The sequence below is a fragment of the Azospirillum sp. P4_B5 genome, assembly GCF_056402275.1.
Map to the genome: position 1 here is coordinate 57,730 of NZ_JBFUHT010000002.1, position 18,739 is coordinate 76,468.

Here is an 18,739-nt window from a genome sequence, read left to right on the forward strand (position 1 = left end):
GCCTTGCGACGGTGATGGGATCAGCGGAGCTGCGAGGCCTGCTGCATCATCTCGTCGGTGGTCTTGATGACCTTGGAGTTCATCTCGTAGGCGCGCTGGGCGGAGATCAGGGTGGTGATCTCCTGCACGATGTTGACGTTGGAGGTCTCCAGCGCGCCCTGCACCACGCGGCCGAAACCGGGAGCGCCGGGGTTGCCGCCGACCGCCTCACCCGACGCGCCGGTCTGCAGGAACAGATTGTCGCCGACGGCTTCCAGGCCGGCCGCGTTGGCGAAGGTGGCGAGCTGGAGCTGGCCGACATTCTGCTGGGCCACCTGGCCGTCCAGCTTCACCATCACCTCGCCCGAGGCGTTGATGGCGACATCGACGGCTTCCGCCGGGATGGTGATGGCCGGCTGCACCGGATAGCCGTCGGCGGTGACGATGATGCCCTCCGGCGACAGCTTGAAATTGCCGGCGCGGGTGTAGGCCGTGTCGCCGCTGGGGAGCTGCACCTGGAAATAGCCGGAGCCGTTGATGGCGACGTCCAGCTTGTTGTCGGTGACGGTCAGGTTGCCCTGCTCCAGCACGCGGGCCACCGCGGCGACGCGCACGCCGGCGCCCACCTGCACGCCGGTCGGCACGATGGTGCCGGCGTCCGACGAGGTGGAGCCGATGCGGCGGAAGTTCTGGTACAGCAGGTCCTGGAACTCGGCCCGCTGCTTCTTGAAGCCGGTCGTCGTCGCGTTGGCGATGTTGTTCGAGATGGTCTCGACGTTCAACTGCTGGGCGATCATGCCGGTGGCGCCGATGGCGAGGCTGCGCATGGTTCCTTACTCCTTGTACGCGGTCGATCAGGCCGTGCGGCCCAGCTTCTGGACGGCGCTGCGGATGCGCTCGTGCTCGCTCTCGATCAGCTTCTGGTTGGACTGGTACTGACGCTGGATCTCGATCAGCGCCGTCATCTCCACCACCGGCTTCACGTTCGAATTCTCAAGCATTCCCTGTGCCACCTTCGTATCGGCGGGAGCCGCCTGCGGCTCCTCGTCGCTGACGTAGAGGCCGGCACCGACCTCGGTCATCAGCTGCTCGTTGCGGAAGGTGACGATGTTCAGCCGGCCCACCTGACCCAGCTCGGTCGAGACGGTGCCGTCGCCGGACACCATGATGTCCCTGGTGCCGTTCGGGATGGCCAGGGGCTGGCCGTTGTCGCCCAGGACCGGCAGGCCGCCGCCGTCGACGATCTGGCGCTGGTCGTTCAGGCGGAAGTTGCCGGCGCGGGTGTAGCGGGGGCCGCTGGCCGTATCGACCGTGAAGTAGCCGTGGCCGGTCAGCGCCAGGTCCAGCGAATTGCCGGTCTGCATCATTCCGCCGGCGGAGAGGTCGCGCACCACGGCGCGGTCCTGCACGAAGCTGACCTGCTCGTGCATGCCCGGACGCTCCAGGAACTCCGTGAACAGCATGCGCTGCTGCTTGAAGCCCGTGGTGTTCATGTTCGCGATGTTGTTCGAGATCACGTCCAACTGGCGGCGCAGGGTGAGCTGGCGCGACAGGGACACGTAGATCGGGTTTTCCATCGGCGGCCTCTTTCCATTCGGGCCGGGGCATCGTCCCGACCGGCGCAAATGGCAATGCACGGTGCGTGCCAACGCCGAGAAGAGCCGGAAGGGCGGCATTGATGGCCGCCGCCGCCGCCGGGGAAGCGCCTGCCGGGCAAGAACTGCCGGTGGGCTGGCAAGGGCTGCCGCCCGCCGCCGGGCAAAAGCGTCCCGTTGCCGCGGCGCGGATCGCGCGCGGGTCACACAAGGCCGCTCCATCGGCCGGAAGCGGGCGGACGGTCGGCAGACGAGGCGGGGAAGGGTGCTGCGGAAGGGGACTGCGGGCGTGGCTCGGGCGTTCGCTCCTCGGTTGACGGGGATCTCCGGCGATGCCCCAATCAAGAACCGTGCCGCTGTCCGTGGTTGCGCTTCTGTCACAGCCCCGGACCATGCCTGAAAGGCTTTGTTAACTATCCGAAAGATAGGGTTGCTGCGCTGGTAAGGCCACGCTCCGCCACCGCTCGCGCTTAGGATTCCATGACCGCGCACGCTGAAGACGACGTTCCGACCGATGGCCTGCCGCGCAAGAAATTCAGCGGCAAGAAACTGGTCCTGTTCGTCATCCTGCCGCTGGTGCTGCTGATCGGCGCCGGTGCGGGCGTGTATTTCAGCGGCCTGCTCGATTCGCTGCTCGGCAAGAAGGAGGAGCACGCGGAGGTGCCGGCCGAACCGGCGCAGCCCGATCCCCACGCGGCGCCGGTCTTCTACGACCTGCCGGACATGTTGGTGAACCTCAACAGCAGCGGCAAGCGTCCGGCCTTCCTGAAGATCAAGATCTCGATCCAGCTCGCGAAGGGCGAGGACATACCGGCGATCGAGCATGTGCTGCCGCGCATCATCGACAATTTCCAGGTCTATCTGCGCGAACTGCGGCTCGAGGACCTGAAGGGGTCGGCGGGCATGTACCGCCTGCGCCAGGAGCTGCTGATGCGGATCACCGCGTCCGCCCATCCGGTGAAGGTCAAGGACGTTCTGTTCAAGGAAATGCTGGTCCAGTAGGGGCGGCGGAAACGGGCCATGAGCAACACCGAGGAACTGAGCGAAGAAGAACGCCTTGCCGCCGAATGGGCCGCCCTCGCCGAAGACGGCGGCGACATGGGCGACATGGCGGACATGGGCGGCGGCGGTTCGACCCGCGTCCTGAACCAGGACGAGATCGACAGCCTGCTCGGCTTCGACCAGGGCGGGGCCGGGGACGGCGACAACTCCGGCATCATGGCGCTGGTCAACTCGGCGCTGGTCAACTACGAACGCCTGCCCATGCTGGAGGTGGTCTTCGACCGCCTCGTCCGCATGATGTCCACGTCCTTGCGCAACTTCACCTCCGACAACGTCGAGGTCAGCCTCGACCAGATCTCCTCGGTGCGCTTCGGCGACTATTTGAACTCCATCCCGCTGCCGGCGATGCTGTCCGTCTTCAAGGCGGAGGAGTGGGACAACTACGGCCTGATGGTCGTGGACTCGGCGCTGATCTACTCCATCGTGGACGTGCTGCTGGGCGGGCGGCGCGGCACCGCGGCGATGCGCATCGAAGGCCGCCCCTACACGACCATCGAGCGCAACCTCGTGGAGCGCATGGTCCATGTGGTGCTGTCCGACCTGTCCGCCGCCTTCGACCCGCTGTCGCCCGTCACCTTCCGCTTCGACCGGCTGGAGACCAACCCGCGTTTCGCCACCATCGCGCGCCCGGCCAACGCGGCGGTGCTGGTCAAGCTGCGCATCGACATGGAGGATCGCGGCGGGCGCCTGGAGCTGATGATCCCCTACGCGACGCTGGAGCCGGTGCGCGAGCTTCTGCTCCAGATGTTCATGGGTGAGAAGTTCGGCCGCGACTCGATCTGGGAAACCCACCTCGCCTCGGAACTGCTGGTCACCGACGTGGACATCTCCGCGGTGCTGGACGAGGTGACGATGACCCTGCACGATGTGCTGAACTGGCGCGTCGGCACGCGAATCCTTCTGAACGCCACGCCGGACGGCACCATCGAGCTGCGCTGCGGCGACGTTTCCATGTTCCAAGGCCGCATGGGCCGCAAGGGCGGGCACATCGCCGTGCGGATCGAGCGGGAGCTGCCCAAGCAGGAGGTCATGCGGCTATGAGCCCGACCCTCACGCTCGTCCTCGATCTGGTGATGGTGGGGCTGCTGGCCGCGACCATCGCCTACGCGATCATCCTCAATCGGCAGATCATCAAGCTGCGCGAGAGCCGCGGCGAGATGGCCGAGCTGGTGCGTGGCCTGAACGAGGCCATGTCGCGCGCCGAAACCGGCGTGCGCGGTCTGAAGAAGACGGCCCATGAGACCGGCGAAGACCTTCAGCGCACGGTCGCCAAGGCGCAGACCCTGCGCGACGAGCTGGAATTCATGATCGAGGCCGCCGACGCCATGGCCAATCGGCTGGGCAACGTCGGTGGGGAGCGGCCGAAATCGGGGCCGGCGGTGCGTCCGGCGGCGCGTCCGGGCTTGGCCGCCCGCCCGCCCGTGGCGTCGCGCCCGATCGTTGAGGACGATCTTGGCCACGACGATCACGATCTCCACGGCCACGATCTCCACGGCCACGATCTCCACGACGACGGTCACATCGATCACGACGATCTGCCGCCGCTGCGTTCCGCCGCCTTCCGGAACGAGCCGCTGCGTGCCGACCCGCTGCGTGCCGAGCCATTGGCGCGCCGCCCGGTGCCGGCGCCCGATCCCATCCTGCGCGAGGGCGAGAGCCTGTCCCGCGCCGAACGTGAACTTCTGCAAGCCATCGAGAACGCCGGCAAGGGGGTCGGATGAGCGACGCCACCACCACCGCGAAGGGCACGGCCGCCGCAACGGGCGGGGAGCCCAAGGTCGTGATCCGGCCGGCCGGGGCCACCCCGACCGGCGTACGCACCAGCCCGAGCGTTGCCGGCCAACCGCCGGCCCAGGGTGCCGCGCAACCCGCCGTACAAGCCGCGGCCAAAGCGAAGCCGAAGGCCAAGCTAAAGCCCAAGGCCAAGCGCAAGCCCGCCGTTCCGCGCCGCCCGCTGTCGGAGCGCATGCGCGAGAAGATGAAGGCGTGGCGGTTCCGAATCCTGCCGCTGACCATCTTCGTCGCCGTCCTGATGCTGGGAGTGCGCGTCGGCGACCTGTGGCGGATCACCACGCGCGACGCCCGCCTGCCGGAGTTCCCGGCGACCCTGGCGCAGGGACAGAGCGCCGTTCCGGCCCCGCCGATGCAACTTGCCGCCAACGGCGCCAAGCCCTCGTCCGAACCGGCCCCGGCCCAGGGCGGGTCCAGCAACGGCGCGCCGCCCAACCCGACGCCGCCGGACAACGCCGCCCTCGGCCCGGTGAAGAACGAGGAGCTTCTCCAGCACTTCGCCGAGCGCCGCGCCGAGATCGAGCGCCGCACCAAGGAGCTGGAGCAGCGCGAGGCCCTGCTGACCGCCGCCGAGAAGCGCATCGATCAGAAGGTGCAGGAGATGGACAAGGTTCGCACCGACATTCAGAAGCTGATGCGCCAGGGCGACGAGAAGCAGACCGCCCAGCTCGAGAGCCTCGTGAAGATCTACGAGACGATGAAGCCCAAGGAGGCCGCCCGCATCTTCGAGGAGCTGGACATGCCGGTCCTGCTGGGGGTGGTGGAGAAGATGAAGGAAACCAAGACGGCGCCGATCCTGGCCGCGATGGACCCGCTGAAGGCCAAGGAGCTGACCTCCGCGCTCATCGAGCGGCGCGGTGTGCCCGCGGCACCGAGGAACTGAATACGCTCTTTGGTTGAGGTGGCGGGAAGGCGGGTATGACCGTGCGGTTGGTCATACACGCCGCCGCCGGCGCATCTACTGAATATACGTACACGTACTGTCAGGATGGTAGAAGGCCTGCAACGGTCGGCTTCGGTTCATGTTGGCTCCGGCGTGTTCGGGCAACGCAAGTTTGCCCAACAACAAGAAGGAAGGAGACAAGATGAACGACCAGAACCAGGGCCGTAGCTCGGGCGGTCAGCACTCCGGCGGCAACTTCAAGAACGATCCGGAGCGTGCGGCTGAAGCCGGCCACAAGGGCGGCCAGGTTTCCGGCGGCAACTTCAAGAACGACCCGGAGCGCGCCTCCGAAGCCGGCCACAAGGGTGGCCAGGCATCCGGCGGCAACTTCAAGAATGATCCGGAGCGTGCGTCGGAAGCCGGCCACAAGGGTGGTCAGGCGTCCGGCGGCAACTTCAAGAACGATCCGGAACGTGCATCGGAAGCGGGCCGCAAGGGCGGCGAACACAGCCATGGTGGCGGGCGGAGCAGCGGCAGCTGACCGCCGGGACTGTTTTACCGGAACGTTTCACCCCTGACTGTTTCATTGGCGCACCAGCCTGACGGAACAGTCGCACGGTGCAACGGTGAAGAAGGGCCGCCCCCAAGGCGGCCCTTTGTTCGTTTGCGGACTCGGATTGAAACAAATTGCCGCAGCTCTCTTTAAAGTTCGACAATGGCGAGCGTTGGTCGAAGGCGCGCGGGCGCAGAACAACGCTTCCGCTTTCCTTCCGGTTGGGCGATTCCGTCCCGTCTTTGCGTTGCGACGTTTCAGGCGCTTAACGGCGTGTTAACCGAGCGAAACTAGGGTTGGAAAGGCTGACGAGGCTCCGAGTCGGCGGCGGCCGTGCGAGGACGCGAGGTTGGGTCGAACCCGCTTCCGGCGTCTGCGTCCGGGCCGGCCGACGCACCCGATCGCACGCAGGCCGGACAAGACCACGGAACGCTCACATCGGAACGCACATGGCCCCGCCCGTTTCCTCCTTGCTCGCCGACCAGAAGCTCCTGCGCCAGCAGCTCGACGCCGCCCATGCCGAAGCGGCCCAGCCGCTGAGCCGCGAGGAGGTGACGGACATCGTCCGCTCCATCCTCGGCAGCATGGACGGCGACATTTCCGCCACCGACCTGCGCCTGTACAAGGAGGTGGTGGATCTCGCACGCTTCATCGAGAGTGCAAAGCATGAGCTGGCGGCGCTCCAGCCCGCGGAAATCCGCGACCAGCACATCCCCAACGCCACCGATGAGCTGGATGCCGTCGTCGGCGCCACGGAGCAGGCGACCTTCGCCATCTTCGACGCCTGCGACGTCATCACCGGCATTTCCGGCCAGATCGACCCGGAGAACTCCGCGAAGCTGACCGAGCAGGTGACCAAGATCTTCGAGGCCTGCAACTTCCAGGACATCACCGGCCAGCGCATTTCCAAGGTCGTGCGCACGCTCAAGCACATCGAATCGAAGGTGGACATGATCGTCGCGGCCTTCGGCGACGAAGTCCGGCAGAACCACACTCGCCCCGCCGCCGCGGTCGCCGCGGCCGAGGTTCACACCGATTCGTCGCCGAACTTCGCCACCGACCGTCCGGCGGACGATCCGGAGGCCGGGCTGCTGCACGGGCCGCAGATGACCAGCGCCGCCATGGACCAGGACGAGATCGACCGTCTGCTGGCGAGCTTCGACTAATCCCATGGCTGCGCCCGGCCACAGGAAGCCGGACCTGTCGGGCAGCCGGCCGAACCCGAACAACGGAAGCGTCGTGCTTCTGCTGTCGCTGTTCCTGCTGCTGCTCGTCTTCTTCATCGTTCTGAACGCCCAGTCCGTGCAGACCGCCCAGCGGGTGCGCACGGTTCTGGTGTCGCTGGAGCGCAGCTTCCCCGCCTTCTACATCGACCCCCGCCTGCGCGAGCCGGCCGACCCGCTGGCCTCGCGCGCCGGCACCGTCTTCGCCGTGCAGCGGCTGGACGGCCTGGGCAACCTGTTCGCCACCGCCATCGCCGTGGCGAAGGTGGACAGCGTCACGCCGGGCCGGCTGCTGGAGGTGCGCCTGCCCGCCGACGAGCTGTTCCTGCCCGGCACGGCGGACCTGCGCCCGGACCGCATCGGCCTGATCGACCGGGTGGCCGACGCGTTGTTGCAGAACCGGCCCGGCGAGCGGATCGAGCTGGACGCGCTTTTGTCCATCGGCCCGGCGGGCGGTCCCAGCCAGCCGCCCGGCCCGGTGGTGCGGGCCGGCGCGCTGGCCCGGCTGCTGATCGCCGATGGGGCGCCGGCGGACGCGGTGACGGTGGGCATCGAGCGCGGTGCGCCGGGGGCCGTCCGCCTGCTGTTCAGCCTGCGCGCCATGGACGATCTGCCGGGGGGAGGGCGCCGATGATCCGCCTCCCCAAGCTGCCCAAGGCCGAGGACAAGAGCGGCGGCCACAACCGGACGATCTGGCTGATCAGCTTCACCGACCTGATGTCGCTGCTGCTCGCCTTCTTCGTTCTGATGTATTCGATGAGCGAGCCGGAGGCGCAGCGCTGGACCGGGCTGGTCAAGTCGCTGTCGTCGGCCCGCTCCACCGCGGTGACGCCCTCCGCGACGCCGCCCGAGCCGAAGGCCGCTTTCAACGCCGCCACGGTGGAGTCATATTCGGCGATCAACCTGGATTATCTCAGCGCCCTGCTTCGTACCCAGACCGCGGCCAACGAGGATCTGGCGGCGGTGGAGGTGCGGCGGGAGGACGACCGCGTGGTGATCGGCCTGCCGGCCCATGTGATGTTCGATCCGACCGGCGGCAGCTTCACCGACCAGGGGCGGCGCGTGCTGTATCTGCTGGGCGCGGCGGTGGGCCGGATCGGCAACCGGATCGAGGTGGTCGGCCACGCCGAGCGGGAGGACCAGTCCGCGGGGCTGGCCTGGGAACGCGCCCTGACGCGCGCGGTTGCCGTTGCGGCGCTGCTGCGCGAGACGGGCTACAAGCGCGACCTCGTGGCGCGCAGCCTGATGAGCGAAGCGCCCGGCATCGATCCGGTGCCCGGCGGCGCGCGGGTCGATGTGGTGGTGCGCGAGGAGACGGCGGGGCCGCCCGTGTCCGGGGCGGCCACCGATGCGGAGCCGGAGGAGTGAAACGGATGGGGCGGGGCAGGGCATATCGGCGCTGGCTGAGCGGCTTCGTGGCCGCCACGGCTCTGCTCGCCGCCCAGGTCGCCGTCTCGCCCGCTGCCTGGGCCGTCGACGTTCCGGTGCGCGCCGCCACCCACAAGACCTTCGGGCGCATGGTTTTCGACTGGCCGCGCCAGACCGGCTACAGCGCGTCGGTGGAGGGCGACACGCTGATCGTCCGCTTCGACGAGCCGATCAACGCGGCGCTGGACCGTGCGGTGTCGGCCTTGCCCGGCTATCTGTCCGGGGTGAGGATCGGCGGCGACGGCAAGACGGTGACCTTCGACCTAAAGCGGCCGGTGACGGTGAAGAGCTTCCGCAACGGCAACGCCGTGGCGCTCGACCTGACCCCCGCCGCGGAGGCGCCGGCCCAGGCCCAGAGCCAGACGCCAACCCAATCCCCCGCTCCAGCCGCCAAGGCCGAGACACCGGCCGCACCCGCTCCGGCGCGTTCCGCAGGGCGGGTGACGGTCAGCGCGGCCGATACGCCGGAACAAAGCCGCCTGTCCTTCACCTGGCCGGAGGGCGCCAACTACACGCTGCGCCGCGACGGCGCGTCGGCCACGCTGCTGTTCGACCGCAACGGCACCGCCGACCTAGCGCCGGTGGCCAAGGCGACGCTGCGCAACATCCAGAACGTGGAGCAGTTCCGGCAGGCCAACGGCGCGCTGGCCGTCACCTTCGCCGTGCCGCAGGACGCCGAGGTCAAGGACAGCAAGTCGGGCCGCTCCGTGGTGATCGACGTGCAGAATCCAGGCACGCGCGCCGGTCTGCCGACGAGCGATGCGGCGAGTGCGCCGCCGCCCGGCGCCACCACGACCACCGTGCGTCCGCCCTCCGCCGAAGCCGCTGCGCCACCGCTCGCGGCAACACCCCCGGCCGTCGCCAAGCCGGTTGCGGCGCCTCCCCCGGCGAAGGAGGTCGCGGCCGCGCCCGCGAAGCCCGAAACCGCCAAAGCCGACGCCGCCAAACCCGATCCGGCGAAAGCCGAGCCGCAGGGGCCGACCTTGGTCTTCGACGCGGGTGGCCCGGCGTCCATCGCCGTCTACCCGCGCGCCGGGCATCTCTACATCGTGTTCGACAAGCCCCTGCCCATCGGTGCCGGTAAGGCCATCGGTGGCGGAGCCGGAACGGTCGGCGCGATCGAGCCGGTTCCGGCCACCGGGGGGAGCGCCTTCCGCACCAGGATCGGTCCGCTGGTCTGGCCGAAGATCGAACGGCAGGGGACGAGCTGGAAGATCACGCCGACCAGCCGCCTGACCGGCACGCCGCCCTTCGAGCTGAAGATCGATCCGGAACCGGATTTCCTGTTGGGTGCCCGCCTGCTGGTGCGCGCCGCGGACGCGGCGACCGTGGTGACGCTGTCCGACCCCGACGTCGGCGACCGTCTCCAGATCGTTCCGCTGCCGGTTCCCGGCAACGCCGTTCCCGAATCGCACCGCTACGCCGACCTGGAACTCCTGCCCAGCTATCAGGGCGTCGTCGTGCGGCCGATCGCCGACGCCGTCACCGTGCGTCCGGTCAAGGAGGGGGTGGAGGTGACCGCGGCCGGGGGCCTCCACCTGTCGCCCATGGCCGACGCCGGAAGCCGCCCGGCCGCATCGCAGACGGCGTCGCTTCCGCCGAAGCCGTCCCCTGGCGGCGCGTCCAACACGCTGACTCCGCCCACCGATCCGAAGCCGGTGCCGTCCGGACGCCGCCTGTTCGATCTGCCGGCCTGGAAGAAGGGCGACCTCGACCATTACACCGAGGCGCGGCAGAACCTTCAGCTCAACATCGTCAACGCGCCGGATTCCGAACGGCCCCGCGCCCAGCTCGACCTCGCCCGTTTTTATCTGGCGAACGGCTTCGGGCAGGAGGCCATCGGCATGATGGACGTGCTGCAGGAGGCCCAGCCCGACCTGGAAGGCTGGCCGGAATTCCGCGCGCTGCGCGGGGCCGCGCGGTTCCTGGCGGGAAACACCGACGCCGCGGCGGAGGATTTCGCCCACCCGAATCTCGCCAACAACGGCGAGGCCGCGCTGTGGCGCGCCGCCATCGCGGCGGACCGCAACGATTGGCCCGCGGCCCAGGCCGGTTTCAAGGCTGCGGCGCCGATCCTGAATTCCTACCCCGACCCGATCCTGACCAAGCTGGCAGCCCGCGCCGCCGAGGCCGCGCTGAAGACCGGCGACGCACCTTTCGCCAAGCGGCTGCTCGACCGCATCGTCGAGCGCGGCGGCACGGATGCGGAGGAGCGGCCCGACGTCCAGTATCTCCGCGGCCTTTACTACGCCCAGGCCAACGAGCCGGAGCGGGCGCTGGAGCAGCTGACCGCCTCCTACAACAGCCTCGACCGCTATTACCGGGCCAAGGCCGGGCTGGCGCTGGTGAACCTGCAACTGGCCGAAGGCCGCATGTCGCCGCCCGCGGCGGCGGAGCAACTGGCCGGCCTGACCTTCACGTGGCGCGGCGACGAGCTGGAAATGCAGATCCGCCAGCGCATGGGCGAGGTGCTGATCGCCGCTGGCCAGTACGCCGATGGCTTCAACGCCATGAAGGATACCGCCGCCCTGGTCGCCGACACCCCACGGGCGGAGGAGATCACCCGCGAGATGTCGCGCATCTTCGCCGACCTTTACAAGGACGGGGCACAGAAGCTGCCGACGATCGAGGCGCTCCAGCTCTACGACCAGTTCCGCGAGCTGACTCCGGTGGGAGAGGCGGGCGACGAGGTGATCCGGCAGCTTGCCGAACGGCTGATCTCCGTGGATCTGCTGAACCGTGCCGCCGACCTGTTGCAGCATCAGGTGGAATACCGCCTGTCCGGCGAGGACAAGGCGCAGGTTGGCACCCGGCTCGCCTCCGTCCGCCTGCTCGACAACAAGCCGGAGGACGCGCTGCGCGCGCTGGAGCTGTCCAACGTGCCGAACCTGCCGGCGGATCTGGTGGGCGAGCGCCGCCTGATGCAGGCCAAGGCTCTGGCCGAGCTGGGCCGTGGCGACGAAGCGCTGCTGCTGCTCTCCGAGGACGACAGCAAGCCGGCCAACTCGCTGCGGGTGGACATCGCGTGGCGCGCCCAGAAGTGGGAAGCCGCGGCCTTCGCGCTGAACAAGCTGATCGGCTCGCCACCGCCCCCGACCCAGCCGATCAACCCGGCGACCTCGCAGCTCGTCCTGAACCGCGCGGTGGCGTTGGCGCTGGCCGGGGACGGCACGAACCTGAACCTGCTGCGCAAGGAGTTCGGCTCGGCGATGACCAACGGTCCCGACGCCGATGCCTTCCGCGTGCTGACCCGGCCGGAGCAGGCGCTGGGGCTGATCGACGTCAACACCGTCCGCTCCCGCGTCGCCGAGGTGGACGTGTTCCAGAAGTTCCTCAAGAACTACCGCGGCAAGCAGAGTGCGGCGATCAACTAGGTTCTTCTCCGGATTCGACCGGGGCGGGAAGTCGTGTTAGGGTTTTGCATCGGAATTCATGCGTCCCAGGGGATTCGGTGATGGACCGTGAATCGGAAATCCTGTCGAAGCTGGACCAGATCATCGCCACCCAACGGATTGATGGCGAGCGTCAGCGTGCCATGGAAGGCGATCTCCGTGAATTGAAGGGCCAGATGTCCATCATGCTGACGGGGCTGCAATCCATGGATCAGCGTTTTTCGGCGCTGATGGCGCCGGTCAATCCACCACGCAAGCCCGCAGCCTGACCCTGCTCTTCCACGAAAAAGCCCCTTTCCATCGGAAAGGGGCTTTTTCCTTGGCACGGCGGCGGACCCTCAGAGCTGGCTCCTTCAAAGCTGGACCTGGGTGCCCAACTCGACCACGCGGTTCGGCGGGATCTTGAAGAAGTCGGTGGCGCTGACCGCGGTGCGCGACATCACGACGAACAGCTTCTCCCGCCACTGGGCCATCTGCGGGTTGATGCGCGGGATCAGCGTCTCGCGGCCGAGGAAGAAGGAGGTCGTCATCACGTCGAACTCCAGCCCGAACGCCTTGCACAGCCGCAGCGCCTTGGGAATGTTCGGTTCCTGCGAGAAGCCGTAGCGCACCGTCAACCGGTAGAAGCCGTCGGCCAGCCCTTCCAGGACGACGCGCTCCTTGGCCGGAACGCGCGGCACGTCCTCGACCAGCACGGTCAGGAAGACGATGCGCTCGTGCATCACCTGATTGTGCTTCAGGTTGTGCAGCAGGGCGATCGGGACCGTGTCGGCGCTGGAGGTCAGGAAGATCGCCGTGCCCTTCACCCGCTGGATGTCCGTGGATTTGGCATGCCGCTTGATGAAGCCGTCGAGCGGCAGGGAATCCTCGGCCAGACGGCGGTTCAGGACGGCGCGGCCGCGGCGCCATGTGGACATCAGACCGAGAGTCACCGCGGCGATGACCAGCGGCACCCAGCCGCCGTGCGGGATCTTCACCGCGTTGGCGAGGAACAGCGCCAGATCGACGCTGAGGAACAGCGCGCCCAGCGCCAGACAAGCCGGCAGGCTCCAGTTCCAGCGGCGATGCGCCACGACCAGCGCCAGGATGGTGGTGATGACCATGTCGCCGGTCACCGCGATGCCGTAGGCGGTCGCCAGCCGGCTGGAGGACTCGAACCAGACGACCAGACCGATGACCGCGAACAGAAGGCCCCAGTTGGCGCGCGGGATGTAGATCTGCCCGCCTTCCTCCTGCGAGGTGTGGCGGATGTCCAGCCGCGGGCACAGGCCGAGCTGCACCGCCTGCCGGGTCAGCGAGAAGACGCCGGAAATCACCGCCTGGCTGGCGATCACAGCCGCGCAGGTCGACAGCAGGATCATCGGATAGAGACCCCACTCCGGCACCAGCAGATAGAAGGGGCTGCGCACCGCCGCGGGATCGCTCAGCAGCAGGGCGCACTGGCCGAGATAGTTCAGCAGAAGCGCCGGCAGCACCACGGCCAGCCACGCCACCTTGATGGGTCGACGGCCGAAATGGCCCATGTCGGCGTAGAGCGCCTCGCCCCCGGTGACGGCCAGAACGACGGCGCCCAGCACAAGGAAGCCGATCCAGCCGTTCGAGGCGAAGAAATGCACGGCGTGGCGCGGGTCGAGCGCCGCCAGGACCTGCGGCTCCTTGACCAGCTCGATCAGGCCGAGCAGGCCCAGCGTGGCGAACCACGCGACCATGATCGGGCCGAACAGCCGGCCGACCTTCTCGGTGCCGCGGCTCTGGATCCCGAACAGGGCGATCAGGATGCCCACGGTCACCGGCACCACGACCCGCTCCAGCGCCGGCTGCGCCACCTCCAGTCCTTCCACCGCGGAGAGGACGGAGATGGCCGGAGTGATCATGCCGTCGCCGTAGAACAGGGCGGCGCCGAACAGGCCCATCGCCATCAGGCCGGACAGCCGCCCGGTGGAATCGGGCCGGCTGTTGGTCGCCAGCGCCAGCAGGGCCAGGATGCCGCCCTCGCCCTTGTTGTCGGCCCGCATGACGAACAGCACGTATTTGACCGTGACCACGAGCACCAGCGCCCAGAAGACCATGGACATGATGCCGAGGATGTTCTGCGGCGTCAGGGCGAGCCCGTGCTCCGGCGAGAAGCATTCGCGCAGCGTATAGAGGGGGCTGGTGCCGATGTCGCCGTAAACGACGCCAAGCGCACCGAGGGTGAGCGCGGCCAGCCTGCCCTTGTCGGGTGCCGCGGCTTTCAGGGTCGTGTCTGACATGTGGGACGTGGAGGGGGTCCGTTGGGAGTCCGAGCGGGGGACGAGAAAGCCACAAGCTGCGGGTACGGCGGCGGTCGGTGCGCTCGCGCGGGCCGATCCTCTTACGCTCTTCCCGGATCCGATACTAGCGCAAGCCGATGCGCCCGTCCGCAGGCCGTTTCACCTGCGACGATCTGTGCCGGAAACCGTGCCCCCCCTGTTCAGAGCGTGCCGAAGCTGCGGGCCAGCGACCCGGCGATCAGGTACCAGCCGTCGACCAGCACGAAGAAGATGATCTTGAACGGAATCGCCACCATGGTCGGCGGCAGCATCATCATGCCCATCGACATCAGGATGGACGACACCACCATGTCGATGATCAGGAAGGGCAGGAACAGCAGGAAGCCGATCTCGAAGGCCCGCTTGATCTCCGAGATCATGAAGGCGGGAACCAGCACGTGCAGCGGCGTCTGTTCGGCGTCCGTCACGTTCTCGATGCGCGCCATGTCCATGAACAGGCGCAGGTCCTTCTCGCTGGTGTGCTTCAGCATGAACTCGCGCAGCGGGGCGACCGTACGGCGGAACGCCTCCGTCTCGTCGATGTCCTGGTTGATCAGCGGCTGGATGCCCTGGTTGTAGGACCGCTCGAACACCGGGGCCATGACGAAGAAGGTCAGGAAGACCGCCAGCGACATCAGCACCGTGTTCGGCGGGACCTGCTGGATGCCGAGCGCCGAGCGCAGGAAGGACAGCACAATCACGATGCGGGTGAAGGCCGTCATCATGATCAGGATCGACGGCGCCAGTGACAGCACCGTGATGAGCGCGACCATCTGGACGATGCGCCCGGTGGTCGATCCCCCGGCGTCGCCCAGGTCGAAAGTCATGCTCTGCGCCAGCGCCGGCCCGGCGGCCAGCGCCCCGGCAACCCCGATCGCCAACGCCAGCAGGCCGGCAAAGGTCAGACGTCTGGTCATGCCCGTGCCGGTCTTCACGACCGGTCCCCGGCGGGCGGCGGGGCGGCGGGCGGCGGGGCGGAAACCTCGGCCATCGCACCCGAAAAGCCGCCGCGTGGCGTCTGGTCGACCACCTGGTCGCCGAAAGCGCTCAGCAGCAGCAGATGCTCACGGTCGTCGCGGCGGACCAGCACCAGCCGGCGCTTGCCGTCGAGCGGCAGCACCTCGACGACGCCCAGCCGGCGCTGGCGCCCCGACGTGGCGGTCATGCCACCGAAACCGATGCGGCGCATCACCCAGGCCACCAGCACGATCAGCGCGATGACGAAGGCGAGGGCGAGAACGAATTGGATGTACTGGTCGAGGCCCATGGATCAGGTCAGCTCTGTCGGGACGGCGTGGCCGGCGGGTCGGACGGGAGGTCGGCGGGGGCACTGCGGCCGTAAACGGCGCTGGCGCGCTGACGCGCCGAATGGGGATCGTGGCGTCCCTCGGCGGCGGCGGCCAGCGTTTCCCTCTGGCGGGTCAGCGCCGTGGCGACGGCGTCCAGCGTGGGGAGCAGGCGTTCCAGGGCGGCGGCCAGTTCGGCGTCGCCGCGGGCGGACTGCGCCTCGGCGCACAGGGCGGCGACACGGGTGTCGAGCCCGGTGAGGTCCGCCGTCAGTCCGGCCTCCATCTGGTCGCGGGTCTCCTCCAGCGCGGCGGCCAGAGCCTGGATGTCCCGGCGGAGCGTCGCGGTCTTTGTCACGGAGCCTCTCCGGTGGCCGGTTCCGCAGACGGCGGCAGCGTGCCGTTGGCGCGGTAGACGTAAGCGAGGATCTCGGCCACGGCGGCGATGGCCTCGATGGGAATTTCCGAATCGATGTCCACCGCCGACAGGATCTGCACGAGGTCGGCATCCTCGCGCACCTTCACGCCGTTGGCGAAGGCCAGTTCCAGGATCTGTTCGGCCACATGACCCTTGCCGGTGGCGACCACGCGGGGCAGGGACTGGTCGCCCAGCTCATACTTCAACGCGACCGCGACGGGCCGGTTGGGGAGAGGGCGGTGGTTGGGAGTCGGCTCGGACAAGGGGCTCCTGCCGGATGGCCTGTGTCGATGGGTGTATCCTGGCGGAACATGCTTAACGAAGCATGAAGCTCAAGCGTGGCGGCAAAGGACGGAGCGATGCCGTGGGTGGGATTCATCTTTGATTAACTGAAACGGCGGAAGATCGGAATGCTGTGATGCATCCCGCCCGCCTTGCTGCGCCCTTTCGCGCGTCCGGGCGGCAGGCCCTCAGACCGGAACCCGGCGATGAATCTCGAGAATCTCGGCCTCTTCAAGCTGATGTCGCGCAAGATGGGCTGGCTGACCGAACGCCAGAACGTGCTCGCGCAGAACATCGCGAACGCCGACACGCCGGATTACAAGGGCCGGGACCTGAAGCCCTTCACCTTCCGCGACGCCTTGTCCGACAGCCGCCGCCTTCAGCCCAGCGCGACCAACGCCTCTCACCTCCAGGGGACGCGCGGCGCGGGCGGGCTGAACCAGGAGCAGCGCCAGCGCAATCCCTACGAGACGGCGCCGGACGGCAACAACGTGGTCCTGGAGGAGCAGATGCTGAAGCAGGGGCAGACCGGCATGGATTTTCAGACGATCACGAACCTCTACAAGAAGCAGGTCAACCTGCTCCGGTCCTCCATCCGCAGCGGCGGTTAAGGAGCGGCGGGGTTCGGGGCGGCAGGGTTCGTGGTGGCAGGGTTTGGGCGAAGGAGGCGGAACATGGATCTCTACACGTCGATGGCGGTGTCCGCGTCCGGCATGAAGGCGCAGGGCACCCGTCTGAAGACCATCGCGGAAAATCTGGCCAACGCCAACACCACGGCGGAAACGCCGGGCGATCTGCCCTACCGGCGCAAGGTCGTGATGTTCCAGAACGCTCTGGACCGCCAGATGGGGGTCGATCTCGTCCGCGTCGCCAAGATCGACGTGGACAAGAAGGACTTCGAGCGGCGCTACGACCCATCGCACCCCTCCGCGGACGCCGATGGCTACGTGCTGCTGCCCAACGTCAACTCGGTGGTCGAGGCGATGGACATGCGCGAGGCGCAGCGCTCCTACGAAGCCAACCTCTCGGCGGTGGACAGCGCGCGCCAGATGCTGACGCGCACCATCGACATCCTCCGCGCCTGACGCGGCGACGCATTTCTAAAGGAAGGACGCACGTCCCATGATCAACCCGATCAACGCCGCCGCGGCCTACGCGAACACGGCCGCCTCCACCACCGGACCGGGCATGGCCCCGCGCAACGGCGTCAGCTTCGGCGACGTGCTGGAGCAGACCGCCAAGGAGGTCATCGGCGACCTCAAGCAGGGCGAGACGATGACCGCCAAGGCCGCCGTGGGGCAGGCCGATCTGACCGACGTGGTCCAGGCCGTCACCAACGCCGAGGTGACTCTGCAAACCGTCACCACCGTGCGCGACAAGGTGATGTCTGCCTATCAGGAAATCCTGCGCATGCCGATCTGATGGCGGCTTCCCTTCCTTGAGCGAAAGCGCCCCGAGCGAAGCATCATGAGCGAAACCGACGTCATCGAGATCTGCCGCACCTCCATCGTCACGCTGGTGTTCGTGGTGGCGCCGGTGCTGGTCGCCATGATGGTGGTCGGCACGGTCATCTCGGTGTTCCAGGCGGTCACCCAGATCAGCGAGCAGACGCTGGCGATGGTGCCGAAGGTCCTGCTGGTTTTCGGCCTGTCGATTCTGCTGATGCCCTTCATGCTGGGCGAGTTGCGCTCCTTCTTCGAGCATGAGGTCGCCGACCGCATCGTCGCCATCGGCACCGGAGCCAACAGCGTCCCCAACGCCGGAAACCTGCCCGGCGGCGGCGGATGAACCTGCTCCAGCAGTTTCTGGGCGACCAGATCTTCCTCTGGTTGCTGGTCTTCGCGCGCGTCGGAACGGCCTTCAGCATCATGCCGACCATCGGCGACGCCTTCGTTTCCACCCGCACGCGCCTTCTTTTTTCCGTCGCGGTCAGCGTTCTGGTGGCGCCGGTTCTGGGCGACCGCATGCCGCCGATCCCCGACAACATCTTCCGCCTGTTCGTCCTGATCGCCGGCGAGGTGACCGTCGGCATTTTCATGGGCACCGTCGCCCGCCTGCTGATGGGCGCGCTGGAAGTGGCGGGCACGATCATCGCGCTTCAGTCCGGCCTGTCGAACGCCCAGATGTTCAACCCGGCCATGGCGTCGCAGGGATCGCTGCCCGGCGCCCTGATGGGGTGGTTGGGGCTGTTGCTGATCTTCATCACCAACCTGCACCATCTGCTGATCATGGCGGTGGTGGACAGCTATTCCACCTTCGCGCCGGGCGCGGCGATCCCCATCGACGACATGGCGAACGTGGTCGGGCAGCTGGTCGGCAAGTCCTTCATGCTCGGCGTGCAGATGGCGGCGCCGTTCCTGATCTCCGGCATGCTGTTCGCGCTGGCGTTGGGGCTTCTGAACAAGCTGGCGCCGCAGATCCAGGTGTTCTTCCTGTTCACCTCGCTCCAGGTCGCGATGGGGCTGTTCATGTTCGCCCTGACGCTGGCCGCCATGATGATGTTCTGGCTGACCCATTTCGAGGCCGCCTTCGTCGATTTCCTGAGACCGGGCTGAG

22 protein-coding genes are annotated in these 18,739 nt (G+C 67.9%); 15 read left to right on the plus strand and 7 right to left on the minus strand.

Annotated elements, in window-relative coordinates; all coding sequences use genetic code 11:
- Window positions 1–20: 20 nt before the first annotated feature.
- Window positions 21–806 (minus strand): flagellar basal-body rod protein FlgG, encoded by a 786-nt coding sequence (gene flgG, locus AC1DVI_RS01875; protein WP_035675001.1) that lies wholly within the window; start codon window positions 804–806, stop codon window positions 21–23.
- 27 nt (window positions 807–833) lie between these two features.
- On the minus strand, window positions 834–1,556 hold the full coding sequence (flgF, locus tag AC1DVI_RS01880) for a flagellar basal-body rod protein FlgF (protein WP_476956534.1): 723 nt from the start codon (window positions 1,554–1,556) through the stop codon (window positions 834–836).
- A 498-nt stretch (window positions 1,557–2,054) separates the two neighbouring features.
- Here flgF and AC1DVI_RS01885 point away from each other — a divergent pair, with 498 nt between their 5' ends.
- The 10 genes from AC1DVI_RS01885 to AC1DVI_RS01930 all read left to right on the plus strand — a co-directional run bounded on the left by AC1DVI_RS01885 (window position 2,055) and on the right by AC1DVI_RS01930 (window position 12,175).
- On the plus strand, window positions 2,055–2,576 hold the full coding sequence (locus AC1DVI_RS01885; protein WP_035674997.1) for a flagellar basal body-associated FliL family protein: 522 nt from the start codon (window positions 2,055–2,057) through the stop codon (window positions 2,574–2,576).
- An 18-nt stretch (window positions 2,577–2,594) separates the two neighbouring features.
- A complete protein-coding gene (fliM, locus tag AC1DVI_RS01890; protein ID WP_035674995.1) occupies window positions 2,595–3,677 on the plus strand; it encodes a flagellar motor switch protein FliM in 1,083 nt (360 codons plus the stop codon).
- Window positions 3,674–4,357, plus strand: a complete 684-nt coding sequence (locus AC1DVI_RS01895) for a DUF6468 domain-containing protein (RefSeq protein WP_476956535.1) — start codon at window positions 3,674–3,676, stop codon at window positions 4,355–4,357. Before fliM ends, AC1DVI_RS01895 begins: the two co-directional genes overlap by 4 nt.
- Complete coding sequence (locus AC1DVI_RS01900) at window positions 4,354–5,310, plus strand: MotE family protein (RefSeq protein ID WP_476956536.1); 957 nt, start codon at window positions 4,354–4,356, stop codon at window positions 5,308–5,310. Before AC1DVI_RS01895 ends, AC1DVI_RS01900 begins: the two co-directional genes overlap by 4 nt.
- 202 nt (window positions 5,311–5,512) lie before the next feature.
- Window positions 5,513–5,851, plus strand: coding sequence for a con-10 family general stress protein (locus AC1DVI_RS01905; protein WP_137114835.1), 339 nt, complete (start codon window positions 5,513–5,515; stop codon window positions 5,849–5,851).
- A 461-nt stretch (window positions 5,852–6,312) separates the two neighbouring features.
- Complete coding sequence (locus AC1DVI_RS01910; RefSeq protein WP_476956537.1) at window positions 6,313–7,029, plus strand: protein phosphatase CheZ; 717 nt, start codon at window positions 6,313–6,315, stop codon at window positions 7,027–7,029.
- A gap of 4 nt (window positions 7,030–7,033) precedes the next feature.
- Window positions 7,034–7,720: a hypothetical protein gene (locus AC1DVI_RS01915; RefSeq protein ID WP_247889727.1), complete on the plus strand. Its 687-nt coding sequence runs from the start codon at window positions 7,034–7,036 to the stop codon at window positions 7,718–7,720.
- Window positions 7,717–8,454: a flagellar motor protein MotB gene (locus AC1DVI_RS01920; protein ID WP_035674985.1), complete on the plus strand. Its 738-nt coding sequence runs from the start codon at window positions 7,717–7,719 to the stop codon at window positions 8,452–8,454. Before AC1DVI_RS01915 ends, AC1DVI_RS01920 begins: the two co-directional genes overlap by 4 nt.
- A 5-nt stretch (window positions 8,455–8,459) precedes the next feature.
- A complete protein-coding gene (locus AC1DVI_RS01925; protein WP_476956538.1) occupies window positions 8,460–11,888 on the plus strand; it encodes a tetratricopeptide repeat protein in 3,429 nt (1,142 codons plus the stop codon).
- 80 nt (window positions 11,889–11,968) lie between these two features.
- Window positions 11,969–12,175, plus strand: coding sequence for a hypothetical protein (locus AC1DVI_RS01930; protein WP_476956539.1), 207 nt, complete (start codon window positions 11,969–11,971; stop codon window positions 12,173–12,175).
- An 84-nt stretch (window positions 12,176–12,259) separates the two neighbouring features.
- On the opposite strand, the gene AC1DVI_RS01935 is transcribed toward AC1DVI_RS01930, so the two are convergent.
- The 5 genes from AC1DVI_RS01935 to AC1DVI_RS01955 all read right to left on the minus strand — a co-directional run bounded on the left by AC1DVI_RS01935 (window position 12,260) and on the right by AC1DVI_RS01955 (window position 16,164).
- Window positions 12,260–14,158 (minus strand): potassium transporter Kup, encoded by a 1,899-nt coding sequence (locus AC1DVI_RS01935; RefSeq protein WP_476956540.1) that lies wholly within the window; start codon window positions 14,156–14,158, stop codon window positions 12,260–12,262.
- A gap of 200 nt (window positions 14,159–14,358) precedes the next feature.
- On the minus strand, window positions 14,359–15,114 hold the full coding sequence (gene fliP, locus AC1DVI_RS01940; RefSeq protein WP_476956541.1) for a flagellar type III secretion system pore protein FliP: 756 nt from the start codon (window positions 15,112–15,114) through the stop codon (window positions 14,359–14,361).
- A gap of 14 nt (window positions 15,115–15,128) precedes the next feature.
- Window positions 15,129–15,464, minus strand: a complete 336-nt coding sequence (locus AC1DVI_RS01945; RefSeq protein ID WP_476956542.1) for a FliO/MopB family protein — start codon at window positions 15,462–15,464, stop codon at window positions 15,129–15,131.
- An 8-nt stretch (window positions 15,465–15,472) separates the two neighbouring features.
- Entirely contained in the window at window positions 15,473–15,841 is a 369-nt protein-coding gene (locus AC1DVI_RS01950; protein ID WP_476956543.1) for a hypothetical protein, read from the minus strand.
- Window positions 15,838–16,164, minus strand: a complete 327-nt coding sequence (locus AC1DVI_RS01955; RefSeq protein WP_014240972.1) for an EscU/YscU/HrcU family type III secretion system export apparatus switch protein — start codon at window positions 16,162–16,164, stop codon at window positions 15,838–15,840. Before AC1DVI_RS01955 ends, AC1DVI_RS01950 begins: the two co-directional genes overlap by 4 nt.
- A gap of 225 nt (window positions 16,165–16,389) precedes the next feature.
- On the opposite strand from AC1DVI_RS01955, the gene flgB reads away from it, so the two are divergent.
- From flgB to fliR, 5 genes are all read left to right on the plus strand, one after another.
- Window positions 16,390–16,794: a flagellar basal body rod protein FlgB gene (gene flgB, locus AC1DVI_RS01960; protein ID WP_476956544.1), complete on the plus strand. Its 405-nt coding sequence runs from the start codon at window positions 16,390–16,392 to the stop codon at window positions 16,792–16,794.
- Window positions 16,795–16,857: 63 nt separating this feature from the next.
- Complete coding sequence (gene flgC, locus AC1DVI_RS01965; protein ID WP_094302992.1) at window positions 16,858–17,268, plus strand: flagellar basal body rod protein FlgC; 411 nt, start codon at window positions 16,858–16,860, stop codon at window positions 17,266–17,268.
- A gap of 37 nt (window positions 17,269–17,305) precedes the next feature.
- A complete protein-coding gene (gene fliE / locus AC1DVI_RS01970) occupies window positions 17,306–17,605 on the plus strand; it encodes a flagellar hook-basal body complex protein FliE (protein ID WP_149163230.1) in 300 nt (99 codons plus the stop codon).
- A 45-nt stretch (window positions 17,606–17,650) separates the two neighbouring features.
- Window positions 17,651–17,971 carry a flagellar biosynthetic protein FliQ gene (locus AC1DVI_RS01975; RefSeq protein ID WP_109070594.1) on the plus strand — a complete coding sequence of 107 codons (321 nt, stop codon included), beginning with the start codon at window positions 17,651–17,653 and terminating at the stop codon, window positions 17,969–17,971.
- Entirely contained in the window at window positions 17,968–18,738 is a 771-nt protein-coding gene (gene fliR / locus AC1DVI_RS01980) for a flagellar biosynthetic protein FliR (protein WP_149163231.1), read from the plus strand. The genes AC1DVI_RS01975 and fliR overlap by 4 nt, the downstream gene beginning before the upstream one ends.
- Window position 18,739: the final 1 nt, after the last annotated feature.